The organism is Ruminococcus sp. OA3, from assembly GCF_022440845.1.
Classification (GTDB): domain Bacteria; phylum Bacillota; class Clostridia; order Lachnospirales; family Lachnospiraceae; genus Ruminococcus_G.
In genome coordinates this window covers 3,933,368-3,947,456 of record NZ_JAKNTO010000001.1, presented here as the reverse complement: position 1 = coordinate 3,947,456, position 14,089 = coordinate 3,933,368, and the positions used below count along the sequence as shown (strand labels likewise).

Annotated in this window: 14 protein-coding genes; all 14 read left to right on the top strand. The window is 47.0% G+C overall.

Going from position 1 to position 14,089, the window contains the following annotated elements; genetic code table 11:
* The 14 genes from MCG98_RS18200 (at window position 1) to MCG98_RS18135 (ending at window position 14,050) form a co-directional block, all read left to right on the top strand.
* Window positions 1-801: a histidinol-phosphatase HisJ family protein gene (locus MCG98_RS18200; protein WP_240303267.1), complete on the top strand. Its 801-nt coding sequence runs from the start codon at window positions 1-3 to the stop codon at window positions 799-801.
* Window positions 802-885: 84 nt separating this feature from the next.
* Entirely contained in the window at window positions 886-2,025 is a 1,140-nt protein-coding gene (locus tag MCG98_RS18195) for an extracellular solute-binding protein (protein WP_240303266.1), read from the top strand.
* A 97-nt stretch (window positions 2,026-2,122) separates the two neighbouring features.
* On the top strand, window positions 2,123-2,953 hold the full coding sequence (locus tag MCG98_RS18190) for an alkaline phosphatase family protein (RefSeq protein WP_240303265.1): 831 nt from the start codon (window positions 2,123-2,125) through the stop codon (window positions 2,951-2,953).
* Window positions 2,954-2,955: 2 nt separating this feature from the next.
* Window positions 2,956-3,816 carry an ABC transporter permease subunit gene (locus MCG98_RS18185; protein ID WP_240303264.1) on the top strand — a complete coding sequence of 287 codons (861 nt, stop codon included), beginning with the start codon at window positions 2,956-2,958 and terminating at the stop codon, window positions 3,814-3,816.
* Complete coding sequence (locus tag MCG98_RS18180) at window positions 3,813-4,628, top strand: ABC transporter permease subunit (protein ID WP_240303263.1); 816 nt, start codon at window positions 3,813-3,815, stop codon at window positions 4,626-4,628. The genes MCG98_RS18185 and MCG98_RS18180 overlap by 4 nt, the downstream gene beginning before the upstream one ends.
* A 3-nt stretch (window positions 4,629-4,631) precedes the next feature.
* Complete coding sequence (locus MCG98_RS18175) at window positions 4,632-5,642, top strand: ABC transporter ATP-binding protein (RefSeq protein WP_240303262.1); 1,011 nt, start codon at window positions 4,632-4,634, stop codon at window positions 5,640-5,642.
* 12 nt (window positions 5,643-5,654) lie between these two features.
* A complete protein-coding gene (locus MCG98_RS18170; RefSeq protein ID WP_240303261.1) occupies window positions 5,655-6,368 on the top strand; it encodes an MgtC/SapB family protein in 714 nt (237 codons plus the stop codon).
* Between the two features lie 317 nt (window positions 6,369-6,685).
* Entirely contained in the window at window positions 6,686-7,654 is a 969-nt protein-coding gene (locus MCG98_RS18165) for a sugar ABC transporter substrate-binding protein (protein ID WP_240303260.1), read from the top strand.
* Window positions 7,655-7,701: 47 nt separating this feature from the next.
* The gene (locus MCG98_RS18160) at window positions 7,702-9,228 is read left to right on the top strand and encodes a sugar ABC transporter ATP-binding protein (RefSeq protein ID WP_240303259.1); all 1,527 of its coding nucleotides are present in this window, start codon (window positions 7,702-7,704) and stop codon (window positions 9,226-9,228) included.
* Window positions 9,206-10,153 (top strand): ABC transporter permease, encoded by a 948-nt coding sequence (locus tag MCG98_RS18155; RefSeq protein WP_240303258.1) that lies wholly within the window; start codon window positions 9,206-9,208, stop codon window positions 10,151-10,153. Before MCG98_RS18160 ends, MCG98_RS18155 begins: the two co-directional genes overlap by 23 nt.
* A gap of 24 nt (window positions 10,154-10,177) precedes the next feature.
* Window positions 10,178-11,401, top strand: a complete 1,224-nt coding sequence (locus tag MCG98_RS18150; protein ID WP_240303257.1) for a uroporphyrinogen decarboxylase family protein — start codon at window positions 10,178-10,180, stop codon at window positions 11,399-11,401.
* Window positions 11,402-11,562: 161 nt separating this feature from the next.
* Window positions 11,563-12,522 carry an AraC family transcriptional regulator gene (locus MCG98_RS18145; RefSeq protein ID WP_240303256.1) on the top strand — a complete coding sequence of 320 codons (960 nt, stop codon included), beginning with the start codon at window positions 11,563-11,565 and terminating at the stop codon, window positions 12,520-12,522.
* A gap of 2 nt (window positions 12,523-12,524) precedes the next feature.
* Window positions 12,525-12,725, top strand: a complete 201-nt coding sequence (locus tag MCG98_RS18140; protein WP_240303255.1) for a hypothetical protein — start codon at window positions 12,525-12,527, stop codon at window positions 12,723-12,725.
* 263 nt (window positions 12,726-12,988) lie between these two features.
* Complete coding sequence (locus MCG98_RS18135) at window positions 12,989-14,050, top strand: substrate-binding domain-containing protein (protein WP_240303254.1); 1,062 nt, start codon at window positions 12,989-12,991, stop codon at window positions 14,048-14,050.
* Window positions 14,051-14,089: the final 39 nt, after the last annotated feature.

Below are 14,089 nucleotides of genomic sequence, written 5' to 3'. Positions count from 1 at the left end.
TTGACTTGTGATCTGCATATTCACAGCCGGTATTCATTTGACAGCAGTGAGTCGCTTGCGGAGATCTGTCGTTGGGCCGTGAAACGAAATATAGGTGTCATAGCGATAACTGACCACTGCGATATGATACAGGGCAGGGATGGAATTGCTTACTATCTTGAGGTGGAGAAACAGAGGATAAAAGCATTCGAAAAAGTCCGTGAGGAGTATCAGCAGCTGGAGGTACTGTACGGTATTGAAATTGGTAATGCCATTGACTGCCCGGAGGAGACGAGGAAGTTTCTGAAATTAAGGAAATTTGATTTCATTATAGGTGCTATTCATTTTCTGCCTGACGGGGGTGATATTTATAAGCTCCCCTACCGGGATGCCGGGGAAGTAAAGAGGATGTTCCGGGATTACTTTATCTCAGTGGAAAAACTGGTCCGGCTGGGAGGGTTTGATTCCCTGGCACACCTGGATTATCCGCTGCGCGTACTGAAAGGGAAAGTCTCAGCTCCTACCATTGAGAACTATCGCGAGCTGGTTGAACCCATACTGTCAGGACTGATCCTCCAGGGTATTGCGCTGGAAGTAAACACCAGAGGAATCTATGACTGGCAGGGAAGGGTTGGACCGGAAGACTGGGTGCTGACACGTTACAGAGAACTGGGCGGCAGACTGCTTACTATTGGAAGTGACGCTCATACGGCATTCAGGACGGGTGTCGGATTTGAAAATGCGGCGGAAATGTTGCGGCGGACCGGGTTTCGGTCTTACACCATCTACCGCGGCAGGAAGCCAGTGGAAATACCTATATAGGGACAGCTTAACACGGGAACGTATCTGTACAGAGAGAGAAATGTAACCAATCGAGCGAAGGGTGAATGAGAAAGGATGAAAAGTATGAAGTTTAGAAAAGCGGCGGCGTTAGTCCTGGTGACCGTTATGGCTACAGCGGTCTTTGCCGGGTGTGGAAAAGGTGATGCGGGGGAAGGAGAAGTGAAAGGAGAGGATCAGGAGAAAGCACTGGACCTTCGTACGTTAACTTTGGATGAAATTGAAGAGGGAGCAAAAAAAGAGGGCAGAGTCTCTTCGGTGGGAATGCCGGATGAGTGGGCGCACTGGGATCTGAGCTGGGCTTCTGTCCTTGAAAAGTATGGACTGGAACATGACGATGTGGATCTGAGTTCAGGCGAAGAGATCGCAACTTTTGTGGCAGAAAAAGATGATCCTACGAAAGATGTAGGAGATGTGGGCTATGCATTTACCTCCACGGCAATGGCCGAAGAGTGTCTTCAGCCCTATAAGGTTTCCTGCTGGGATTCCATTCCTGACTGGGCAAAGGATCCGGACGGTAACTGGACCGTAAGTTATACGGGAACCACATGTTTTATTTTTAACGATGCGGCTATCGAAGGGGAAGACCTTCCGACAACCTGGCAGGAGCTTATGGAAAGCGATATTGTGGTAAATATGGGGAATGTAGTAGGAGGGGCGTCTTCTCAGGCAAATATCCTTGCATGCGCCATCGCCATGGGAGGCGGATTCGACGATGTGCAGCCAGGGATTGATTATTTTAAAAAGCTGGCCGAACAGGGGCGGATCCATCCCTCAGAGGGACAGGTGTCAGAAATGGTTTCCGGTGAGGTGGAGTGTTTTGGAGGAAGGTTTGATTTCAACGGCACTGCGTGGGCGGATGAGTACAATGCCCAGGAACTTGAGGGACTCCATATTACGACTGTAATTCCACAGGACGGCGCCATTACGACGGGATATGCACTCATCATTAATAAATGGGCACCGCATCCCCATGCGGCTGCTCAGACTGTGGAATATATGCTCAGCGAAGAGGGACAGATCGAGAGGGCATACGGCGGCGCGCGTCCCATACGGTCAGATATCGAGATTCCGGCAGATGCGCCTGTACTTGGAGACGAATGGTATGAAAATACGACATCCCCGGAAAGTGCAGATGCCCTGCAGGAAGCCTGTGATGAGATCGCACGCCTCTGGGAAGAGGAGGTTATTCCGCTGCTTGGATGACTCTGGCGGGAAATAACGAATGATACAGCCGGATGACGTCATGTTCTCCGGCTGTGTGCTGAATGCAGTTTTGCTTTGAACCAGGGAGGAGATTTGTATGGCTGATGCAAAAGTAATATTGATCATGATTGATGCGCTGGGGTATGAGACGGCGTGGGCGAGATGCGGGTATCTCGGCCATCTGGTGGAACAGAATAAAGGGGCTCTCTATCGGGTGAAAGGAGAGCTTCCGGCACAGTCAAGACCCATGTACGAGACTGTGCTGACGGGGCTTACCGTCCGGGAACACGGGATCTGTTCAAATGAAATGGTCCGCCCAAGTAAATGTGAAAACCTTTTTTCAATAGCGAAGAAAAACGGGAAAACGACAGCCGCAGCTGCTTACATGTGGATTGCAGAATTGTACAATGGGATTACGGCGTATTGTTCGCTGACGGACCGTTATCAACTGGGAAATGCTGCAGGGCTTATTGAAAACGGGATTTTTTACTGTGTTGATGATTACCCTGACAGCCATCTTTATGCTGACGGTGACTATCTGAGAAAAGCATTTCACCCGGATTTTCTGCTGATCCACCCCATGAATGTAGACGATCAGGGGCATAAACACGGACAGGGAAGCAGAGCGTATGAGCATGCGGCTGAAATGTCAATCAACATCATCGACTGTTATCTTGACCAGTGGCGCCAGGATGGGTATGATGTGGTCGTTACTGCGGATCACGGCATGGATGAGCTGGGGTATCATTTTGGGGATACACGGCTTCAAAGAGAGGTTCCCTTGTTTATTATTTCAGATCAGATACAGCCGGGGAACTATGGGGACCATACGGTTTCTCAATTAAATGTAGCTCCGCTGGTATGCAGATTAATGGGAATGGAGTTCTCCGGGGGCATGGTGGATCCGTCAAAAGAAATCAGGTGGTGAATATGATGAAACAGAAACTGAAAAAAATGATTCATTTACTCCCGGCTGCTCCGTTTTTTATTCTGGTGTTCTTCTTTTTGGCGCTTCCTTTCTGCAATATGGTCATCCAAAGCTTTCTGGATCCGAAGAGCGGGAGCGTGACCCTGCAGAATTACGTGGCAGTCTTTACGAAACCTGCGTATTATATGGCTACCTGGAACAGCGTAAAAGTTGCAGTGATCGGTACTGCAGCGGGCATGCTCCTGTCATTTTTTGCAGCACTTGCTGTGTCTGCGCTGGGAATCCCGGCCAGAAAGAGGTTTATGCCTGTTTTGAATATGACGCAGAATTTTGCAGGGTTCCCGCTGGCGTTTGCGTTTATGCTGATGCTGGGACACAATGGTTTTATTCGGCTTATGGCGGAAAATTCAAAGTTCCAGGTGCTCACCGGTTTTAATCTTTACAGCAGTGAGGGGATGGTACCGATGTTTGTATGGTTTGCAATTCCCCTGGGAACGCTGCTTTTGATTCCTGGATTTGAGGCGATTCGCAAAGAGTGGAAGGAATCAGCCACTCTGATGGGTGCCACGGGCTTTCAGTTCTGGATAAAGGTTGGCATACCCAACCTGGCGCCCACTCTGCTGGGAACCACCAGCATGGTGTTCGCGGATTCCATTACAACTTATACGACAGTGTATATGATCATGGGTTCCAATGCAACCATGCTTCCAATTAAGATTGCAGGTATGTTTTCGGGCGATTCCAAGCAGCAGACAGAACTGGGGTCGGCGCTTTCGATCACCATGATCGTTATCATACTGGCTGTGATGGGGATTACGAATCTCATCAAGAAAAAATACGTAAAAGGAGGGATTGGACAATGAAAAAAAACAGGATCTTGTATCATACAATATTGATCGTACTGGCAATTGTTCTTTTACTTCCGGTGATCGTGACGCTGGTTTATTCTCTCTCGGAAAGCTGGCTGACCCTTTTGCCCAGCGGATTCCCCAATTTTGCATACTGGAAAGAGCTTTTCACTGCAAGGCCGGATTTCTGGGCGGCGATCGGACGAAGCCTGGTCATCAGTGTATTTCCGATCTTTATCTCGGGAATCTGTGTGATCATGGGCATGTATGTTGCGATCTTGTATTTTCCAAAGGTCGATACTGTCATGCAGAGCATATCCATGATTCCCTATACGCTGCGGGGGGTAGTCCTTGCTATCTCTGTACTGGCCCTCTATGCGGGAAATGTGACGATATTCGGCAACAGAATGGTCATGCTGGTGTGTGTCTACTGTGTGGTGATTCTGCCTTTTGTGTACAGGGGTATTCGCAATAATCTTTACGCCATCAATGTGCGGCAGCTGCTGGAAGCGGCGGAGCTTCTGGGGGCAAACGGACTTTACACGTTTTTTCGGATCATTGTACCCAATATGCTCTCTGGTATTCTTGTATCTGCGCTGATGGCTCTGGGTGCTATTTTTACGGACTATGCCGTTATTAAAATTATTGCAGGCAGCAGGTATGAAACAGCGCAGGCGGTGCTGTATAATGCCCAGAAAAGAGAAGCGGGACCTATGACCAGTGTTATCGTAGTTATGATGTTCGGCATTACGCTGCTGATCGCTGTCATCTCATACAGTCTGCAAAACAGAACCAGAAAAAGTTCAAAAACGGAGCGGGGGGAATAAGGTATGTCGTATATCAGGTTTGACCATGTCAATAAATATTTTGGAGAGAATCACGTTTTGCGTGACATAACGCTGGATATTGCGCAGGGGGAACTGGTGACTTTTCTCGGACCGTCCGGGTGCGGAAAATCAACACTGCTCCGCTGCCTTTCCGGTCTGGAGTCTGTGACGGACGGGAAAATCTATCTGGAGGGAAATGACATCACGGAGCTGGAGCCAAAGAAACGGGGCATCGGCATGGTGTTTCAGCAATACAGTCTTTTTCCGAATCTTACGGTGGAGCAGAATGTGGCGTTTGGCCTGAAGATCCAGAAACGGCCGAAGCGGGAAATCTATCAGCGGGTACAGGAAATGCTGGAGATCGTCGGTTTGAAAGAAAAGCTTCATCAGTATCCGGGAGAATTGTCCGGCGGGCAGCAGCAGCGCGTTGCACTGGCACGAGCCCTGGTGACGGAACCGAAAGTTCTGCTTCTGGATGAACCACTGTCTGCGATTGATGCGCTGCTCAGAAGAAATCTGCAGGTGGAGATCCGCCGTATACAGAAAGAGTTGAACATTACAACCTTATTCGTCACACATGATCAGGATGAGGCGATTGTGATGTCTGATCATATCCATCTCTTCAATGTGGGCACCATTGAACAGTCCGGAGTGCCGGTGGAACTGTATACGAAACCACGGACGAGGTTTGCGGCAACCTTTATCGGACACTATAATATCATCGATGCAAAGCTTTTTGAGAATTGCAGCGGCATAAAAATCGCCTGTAAGGATATCGCCATCCGCCCTGAGATCATTGAGATCAGCAAAGTACCTCGGGAGCATATGGATACAGTTACCATGAAAGGAAGCATAGCGGGAAGCCTGTCACATGGAAATATTATCAGATATATTGTTGAGTGTGGCGGTTTTCAGCTGGATGTGGATATTCTGTTTGATGCATCCAAGCTGTTTGCAGACGGAGAAGAAATCTATCTTTCATTTGGAAAGGAACACGTATTAGAACTGGAATAAAGGAGGCTTAAAGTGTCTTTGGTACACGAACTTTTTAAGGTTATGCCTTTGCAGCAGGAGGTCATATATTCCCTGAGGATCCTGACCGCCTGTGTCTGCGGACTGGCCATCGGAATCGAGAGAACTTCCCGTCTGAAACAGGCGGGTATCCGTACGCACTGCATCATTGCCTGCACGGCTTCGGTTATGATGATCATATCTAAATACTGCTTTGGCGACATGGGAGACGCCGCCGGGAATTTTCTGGAGGGAACAAGAGGTGCGGACCCTGCCCGGATCGCGGCGCAGGTTGTAAGCGGAATCAGTTTTCTCGGAGCAGGAGTACTTTTAAAAAAAGGTGATACGATCAAAGGACTGACCACTGCTGCCGGATTCTGGGTGACCACAGCCATCGGTCTTGCCATCGGCTCCGGCATGTATTACACGGGGATTTTCACCACTGTTCTGGTCATTGTGATACAGGTGATTTTTCACCGGGTACATATCGGGGGAGATACCTCCACCTATACGGTAAAAGTTATCATGGAAGAGTCTGCGGCGCACCGGTCGCAGCTTGTAGAAGAACTGAAGCAGAATCATATGAAGGTATCGGTGGGAAAGGTGGAAAAAATGGAGGGCGGTCTGTTGACAGTGGAGCTTCTGATCACCACATCACTGCCCTTAAGCCTGGAGGAGGCTGTGGTGATTCTGAAAAGAAATCAGGCGATTTCCTCCATATCACTTTGAGTAAACAACAAAGTCATTAAGATAAAATTCCTCAGCTGTGCTGTCAGGAGCCTTATCTTAATGACTTTTTTTGCGATTCCATTTTGTTTTCGTACTATTGACAAACATATCCTGTGATGTTCTGCCATGGATGAGCCCATGTGCCAAATACTCTGTAGAAAATCAAATTTATCACATCATATTAGAAAATTCTCTTATTGTGCTTGTATAGTCTTGAAATGTGCTAGGAACAGACATCTGGAATACGGTAAACTTTAATTACCATATGGAAACGGACATAACAAAAAGAATGACCAACAAAAAGGAGGAATGTAACAATGAAAAAACTGGCAGCGATGATACTGAGTGTAGTAATGGTGTTTTCCATGGCTGGATGTCAGGGGAATACCGAAAAAGAAACAAAGGAGCCGGCGGGCACTGGCAGTGTATCAGAAGAGAACGGCAAAGAATCCAGAAGATATGCACTTTTTCTGGCAAGCGTTCCGAATGAGACCACCACATCGATCAGGGACCAGGCGATAGAGACTGCAAATGAGATGGGAATCACAGTAGAAGTTTTTATCGGAAATGATGAGCAGGCGACACAGGTGGGGCAGATTGAAACATGCATCACAGAAGGATACGATGGGCTGATGATTGAACCGATCAGCAGTGACGGCTGTCTGTCTGTTATGAAATCAGCGAAAGAGGCAGGGATTGCAATGGTTACAGTCATGCAGGATTGTGCGGACCCAAGTCTTGTAAGTGCACACATTGGCGCTGACCATGAAGGTGCGGCTGCGCTGCAGATGAAAGAAGTCTGTGAAGCACTGGGCGGCAAAGGCAAGATTGCGATCATTGACGGTGTCATGGGATCCACAGGTCAGATTCAGCTGACGGCAGGATATGAGTCCGTACTGAAAGACTATCCGGATATTGAAGTGGTGGAGGAGCAGAGCGGCAACTGGATGATCGACGAGGCGATGGATATCACAGAGACGTGGCTGCAGAAGTATGATGATCTTGACGCCATCCTTGGACAGAGTGATCAGATGGCACTCGGTGCGCTTCAGGCATGTAAGGATGCAGGTATCACGATTAACATTTCCGGACGTGATGCACAGACAGCGGCTCTCAAAGAAGTGGAAGCGGGGACCATGTATGGAACGGTGAGCCAGAGTGCCTGTCAGATGGGGGACATGGCTGTGAAAGTTATCACGGATGTACTGGACGGAAAGAGCGTGGAGGATAAGTATTTTACAGAGAATGCATTTGTAACAAAAGATAATGTTGCTGACTATATGTAAGTAATTGTACGAAAACAATGCGACAGGGAAGGTGAGAAGGTGTCAGTATGTCAGAGTATGTATTGGAGATGACAGATGTCGAAAAAAGTTTTCCGGGCATTAAAGTTTTAAAGGGCGTCAGCCTCCGGGTAAAACCGGGGGAGGTCCACGCCCTGATGGGGGAAAATGGAGCGGGCAAATCGACGCTGATGAAAATTCTGATGGGAATTTACACTGCCGATGCGGGAACCGTGCTGATTGACGGAAAGCAGGAAAATATCAGGGGACCCAAAAGTGCGATGGAGCACGGGATTTCCATGATTCACCAGGAACTTAATCCGGTGCTTGACATGCAGGTTTTTGAAAATGTTTATATGGGGCGGGAACTGAAAAGCGTCCCGGGGTTGGTTGATAAGAAGAAAGAACAAAGAGAAACGCAGAAACTTTTGGATGCTCTTGGGATTCCGATCTCTGCGACCCGGATGATGCGGGAATTAAGTGTCGCTCAGTGCCAGCTGATTGAGATTGTAAAAGCGATTTCGATCAATGCCAGACTGGTGATCATGGATGAACCAACATCAGCGATTACTGACAGGGAAATCGCCACGCTGTTTGAACAGATCGCCAGGCTGAAGAAAAATGATGTGGCCATTATTTATATCTCACATAAGATGGATGAGATCTTTCAGATCTGTGACCACATCACCGTGCTGCGGGACGGGGAATATGTCGGGGATGATGAGGCATCCAACCTGAACCAGGAAAAGCTCATACGCATGATGGTGGGAAGGGAAATCAATGATGTCTATCCCAAGAGCGAGGTGCCGATAGGTGAACTTGTCTTTGAAGTGAAAAATCTGAATTATAAAAATAAAGTGAAAAATGCAGGGTTACAGCTGCATGCGGGGGAAATACTCGGAATTGCCGGACTTGTAGGGGCAGGCAGAAGCGAACTGGTAGAAAGCATCTTTGGAATTCGTAAAAAAGACAGCGGCAATATCTATAAAGACGGAAAAGAACTACATATCACGCATCCGCGCCATGCGATAAAGAATAAGATAGCATTGATTACAGAAGACAGAAAATTTACCGGCTTGAATCTGATGGGATCTGTAAAAGAAAACATTACGCTGGCCTCTCTGGCAGATACCATCTCAAAAGGAGGACTGATATTAAAAGGAGAGGAAGCAAAGCAGGCGGATCAATATATTGATCAGCTTAAGATCAAGACTCCTGGCAGAGAGACGCTGACTGGAGATCTGAGCGGCGGAAACCAGCAGAAAGTAGTTGTGGCAAAATGGCTGTTGACAGAACCGGACGTTATTATCCTGGATGAGCCTACAAGAGGTATCGACGTTGGGGCAAAGCGTGACATCTATCTCCTGATCGGGGAGCTTGTCAGGCAGGGAAAAGCGGTTGTTGTGATTTCATCTGAGATCCCCGAGATTATGGGGCTTTGTGACAGGGTCATCGTGATGGCGGCAGGAAAGATAACAGGTGAAGTTATGAGAAAAGACTTTACGCAGGAGCTGATCATGACATATGCTGCAAAATTTGGGGAGGATGGCAGTGATGAAAAAAATACAGAAAAGTAATATCTTAAGAGATTATGGGCTGATTATCATTTTTCTCGCCGTGGTGATTGTCCTGGCGATCGTAACACCGACTTTCAGGAAGCCCATGAACCTGCTGAATGTCATCAAACAGGCGTCTGTGAACGGCATTCTGGCGTTTGGCATGATGATCGTAGTGATTACCGGGGGGATTGACCTGTCGATGGGGTCGATCGTAGGTTTTTCCGGAGTCTGTGCCGCACTGTTTGCACATCCGGGAGAGTACCTGCTGATTGTTCCTGTGCTGATTGCACTGTTGGCAGGGGCGGTCTTTGGTCTGATCAATGGCGTCGGTGTGGCATACGGCGGACTGCCTCCGTTTATCATCACGCTGGGAACGATGAGCATCGCACGCGGACTGGCACTTGTTTTCAGCGGCGGGATACCGATTATCAATCTGTCTGAGACATTTACGAACATGTCTTCCGGTTCACTGGCAGGCATCCCATATCTGTCATTTTATTTCATTGGGACCGCTTTGGTTTTTGCTTTTATACTGAATAAAACAGTATTTGGACGTCACGTCTATATGATCGGCGGCAACAGCGTTGCGGCAAAGGTCTCCGGTATCGATGTAAAGGCGCACTTATTACTGGTATATATGATTTCGGGACTTTGTTCCGGACTTGCAGGGCTTTTGATGGCGTCCAGGACGAACCAGGGGTCTCCTACAATGGGCGTGACTTATGAGATGGATGCGGTAACTGCGGTGGTGATCGGCGGCGTGTCTATGTCAGGCGGAGCTGGCAAATGGTATGGTGTCGTGATCGGCGCCCTGCTGATTGCAGTTATTGAAAACGCGTTGACGATATTCGGCGTGGATCCGAACTGGAAACAGGTAGTGAAAGGTGCGATCATCATCGGTGCTGTGCTGCTGGATGTCAAGAGCAAAGGATCGAAAGAATAAAGCGAAAAAAATGGAGGGAAGAAAATGACAGCAAAAGAAAGAGAGTACAAAACCCTGTGCTTTTCAAATGAAGGACTGGACAGGGGGGCAAAAGAAGAAACGATGGAACCGTGGGATCTGACGGTGGCTAATTGGGAGGCATCCGGCCTGAAGTCGGACTTTACAAAAAAGATGAAGACGCCTCCTGTGCCAACGGAACTGGGCTTTCTCCCCAAAGACCGCGTGACAGAACCGTGGGAACATTATTATATGACAGTACTTGCAGATGAGGTGTTTGAACTGGAGAAAAAAATCGGTTATGATCCGCTGGTGCGCATGGCATTTCGCATTCCGTTTCTGAGTTATGAGGAAGAGGTGCTGGAAGAAGACGAAGAGACCTTTGTGAGGAGAGACGTTGACGGGTGGCAGAGAAGGTATTATAAACATAAAACTGTGAAGACGTCACTGGACGCCATACCGGTAAAGCCGATCGTCTGGGATGAAGAGTCATGGGAAAAACATAAAGCACATACGCTGGAAGCATACCGGACATACTGCACGGATGAAAACATGGAAAAGATGTATGGAACATACAGAGAAATCAGTGAGAGCGGGGCGTATCCGATCCGGTTTCGTCTGATGGGATTTTTCTGGATTCTGCGGGATCTGATGGACAATGAACCGATGCTGTATGCATGGTATGACTATCCGGAGATGATAAGGGATATTCACCGTTTCCAGCTGGATATGTATAAAGAACAGATGGATAAAATTCTGAAGATCGTAAAACCGGGCGTACTGTTCTTTGAGGAGGACCTGAGCGGAAAAACGGGGCCGATGATTTCTCCGGATACGTTCGATGAATTTCTGCGACCATGTTATGAGGAAATCATACCTTTCCTGAAGGAGCGGGGAGTCGGACACGTGATCGTGGATACAGACGGTGACTTTACAAAATTGATTCCAAACTTTATGGAGTCTGGTGTGGATGGATTTTTACCGATTGATGTCAATGCAGGTGTGGACATTGTAAAGGTGAGGGAGCAGTATCCAACGCTGAAATTTATCGGCGGATTTAATAAACTGGAACTGTTGAAGGGACCGGAAGCGATCGACCGTGAATTCAGACGTCTGGAACCTGTCATCCGCCAGGGCGGATATCTCTGTGGGATTGATCACCAGGCCGCTCCGGATACGCCGTGGGAGTATTACCAGTACTATGTAAAGCGGCTGGGCGAGGTAATGGCAGAGTGCCGGGGAGAAAAATAAAGTCACAGTGCATTTGCGTATTGTGCTTGCATCGTGTCATATTGTGCTAGTGAAATATAAGAATTCCGTGATAACCTTGCAGTATACAGAGTTTTTTGGGATAATCTTATATAGGAAATTTTCTTTAATTGGTATTATTTATATAACAGGAGGCGGCGCCAATGACGCAAAAAGCACAGATTCCGGAAAAAAGCCAGTATCCCTATAAGAAATTTAAAGTATATGATTCTACTCCGATTTCGGTCGAGATGTGGAACGATCAAAAATCCGTGGAAATGCACTGCCACCGGTTTTATGAGTTTACCTTGATTACCAAAGGGTCCTGCATTCACAATTACCGCGGCGTACAGGTGCCGCTGATTCCTGGGGACATCTTTATGATCGAGCCTAACCAGCCGCATGGGTATGAGATTCAGGCGCAGGTGAGCATCGTCAACTGTCTCTTTTACCCGGAACAGTTAAGCTATGAAAATAATCAAATGCTGCAGAGTACCCGGATGGGAGAGAAGAGCGAGGACATTAAAAGGCAGTGGGAGGAACTGCTACAGTATGTCAGTCTTGAGGATACCGGGACAGAGAGTAATGTGCGTCAGGCAAATCTGAATGCCCAGGGAATCATTCATCTGAACAGTACAGAACTCAGCTATGTAGAGTCATTACTGCGGGAGATGGTAAGGGAACAGGAAAATAAGGAAATCAATCTGGAATATGCAAAATCGGCTTACCTGCAGCTGATCCTTGTGATGCTGAGCCGTGTACAGATCAAGAGAGCGGAAAAAATCAATCATCATTCCAATCAGAAAAAAGATATGATTTTTGATGCCCTGGTTTATATAGAAGAACATCTGGATGAAAAAATTGATTTTTCCAGTCTGGCCGAACAGAGTTTTATGAGTCCCAGTTATTTTCGGTCTATTTTTAAGGATGTGACGGGACTGACACCTGTGGATTATCTGAACAGGATGCGCATTGTAAAGTCTTTAGAGTATCTGGAACTGGACAAATCCACGATTGCTGATGCCGCCGCCAGAGTTGGGATCTTTGATTCCAACTACTACTCCAGGATGTTTAAGAAGGTGATGGGTTACTCACCAAAGTATTTTAAAAGTATCCGGGAGTGAAAATGAGTGAAACAGAAACGCCGCAAAACGAAATGTTTTGCGGCGTTTCTTGCTTTGACGTATTGAATGAAAATAATAGGATTATTATAAATTTGCGTGCACGTTTACAGGATAATAAAACTGAAAAGCTGTTGCGTTTTGTGCTTGTATCGTCTCATATTGTGCTCATAGAAAGTGAGAATTTTGTGCTATACTCAAACTAGAAAGCAACGAAATGTACATAAAAAACAAAAACGATAAGAAAAATTTATGCAAAGTGCACATTAATTGAGGCGTTTGTATAATAAATTACAAAAACATTTATCTTGGGAGAATGTACTGATTTATTGAAAACGGGGTAATGAATTAAGTGCTAGTAGCAATAGGAAATCACCTCTGATCCAAGAGGACGGGGGATTTTATAAAAACGGGATCAAAAGATTCCAGAAACTATCAAACAGGTTTAGCAAAGGGAGGCATTCAAAAAATGAAGAAGAGAGTATTAGCGGGTATTATGGCAGGGTGTATGATCATTGGTACATTGACAGCCTGTGGACAGGGCGGCACAGATGCAGAAAAAACTGACGATTCTGCATCGACGGCAACAACAGAAGAGGCAGGAGACTCATCCGAGGGGGAAGCATCCTCAGAAGATCTGAGAGTGACCATGATATTATCAGACCGTGATGAGTGGCTGAGTGAGATGGAGTCCGGAGCACTCGCAGCAGCAGAAGAAATAGGAATTGATCTGGTTACGCAGGATGCGCAGAAAGATACGAGTAAAATGCTGCAGTTTATCGAGACAGCTAAAAATGATGGTCAGAAAGCAGTTATTGTCAATATGGTAGACCCGGAAACAGGTCAGGAATGTATCGATGCTGCCGGAGATATGAAAGTCGTATTTGTAAACAGATATCCTACGGATTTGAGCCTCTTGAATGAAAGTGCTGTATACGTTGGATCTGATGAGAATCAGGCAGGCGATCTTCAGGCTGAATATCTGACAGAGTACTTTGAGGAAAAAGGACAGACAGACATTAAATATATTCTGCTGAGCGGAAATTATGGTCTGACCGCTACAACGCTCAGAACAGATTCTGCATTAAATGGACTGAAAGAAAGAGGCATAAATGCAACAGAAGCAACGGCCCCGCTTGTTGCGGACTACAACCGTGCTGAGGCACAGGATATGATCACCCCTATTCTGGATACAACAGAGTTTGACTGTATTATCGCTAACAATGATGCGATGGCATTGGGTGCGGTTGAGGCAATGATCGACGTAGGACAGGACCCGGCAAGCGTTCCGATCGTAGGGATTGATGCATCTACGGATGGACGTAAATCCATTGCAGAAGGCCAGATGGCTATGAGTGCATTCCAGAATGCGATCGGTCAGGGAAAAACTGCTGTACTGGCAGCGAAAAACCTGCTGGAAGGAAAGGCTGCCAACGAAGGCAGCGAGTACAGTGTAGATGCTGAGAATGAATTCATCATCTGGGTTCCGTTTGAGCGCGTAGACAAAACAAACGTAGCGGATTATGACTGATTGTAATTAACAGACAACTATAAACATTGGTCACAGATG

Excerpts from the sequence above, each read along its gene's own strand:
- MCG98_RS18195 (WP_240303266.1), top strand. The coding sequence starts at position 886 with ATGAAGTTTAGAAAAGCGGCGGCGTTAGTCCTGGTGACCGTTATGGCT.
- MCG98_RS18190 (WP_240303265.1), top strand. The coding sequence starts at position 2,123 with ATGGCTGATGCAAAAGTAATATTGATCATGATTGATGCGCTGGGGTAT.
- MCG98_RS18185 (WP_240303264.1), top strand. The coding sequence starts at position 2,956 with ATGATGAAACAGAAACTGAAAAAAATGATTCATTTACTCCCGGCTGCT.
- MCG98_RS18180 (WP_240303263.1), top strand. The coding sequence starts at position 3,813 with ATGAAAAAAAACAGGATCTTGTATCATACAATATTGATCGTACTGGCA.
- MCG98_RS18175 (WP_240303262.1), top strand. The coding sequence starts at position 4,632 with ATGTCGTATATCAGGTTTGACCATGTCAATAAATATTTTGGAGAGAAT.
- MCG98_RS18165 (WP_240303260.1), top strand. The coding sequence starts at position 6,686 with ATGAAAAAACTGGCAGCGATGATACTGAGTGTAGTAATGGTGTTTTCC.
- MCG98_RS18160 (WP_240303259.1), top strand. The coding sequence starts at position 7,702 with ATGTCAGAGTATGTATTGGAGATGACAGATGTCGAAAAAAGTTTTCCG.
- MCG98_RS18155 (WP_240303258.1), top strand. The coding sequence starts at position 9,206 with ATGAAAAAAATACAGAAAAGTAATATCTTAAGAGATTATGGGCTGATT.
- MCG98_RS18150 (WP_240303257.1), top strand. The coding sequence starts at position 10,178 with ATGACAGCAAAAGAAAGAGAGTACAAAACCCTGTGCTTTTCAAATGAA.
- MCG98_RS18145 (WP_240303256.1), top strand. The coding sequence starts at position 11,563 with ATGACGCAAAAAGCACAGATTCCGGAAAAAAGCCAGTATCCCTATAAG.
- MCG98_RS18140 (WP_240303255.1), top strand. The coding sequence starts at position 12,525 with ATGAGTGAAACAGAAACGCCGCAAAACGAAATGTTTTGCGGCGTTTCT.
- MCG98_RS18135 (WP_240303254.1), top strand. The coding sequence starts at position 12,989 with ATGAAGAAGAGAGTATTAGCGGGTATTATGGCAGGGTGTATGATCATT.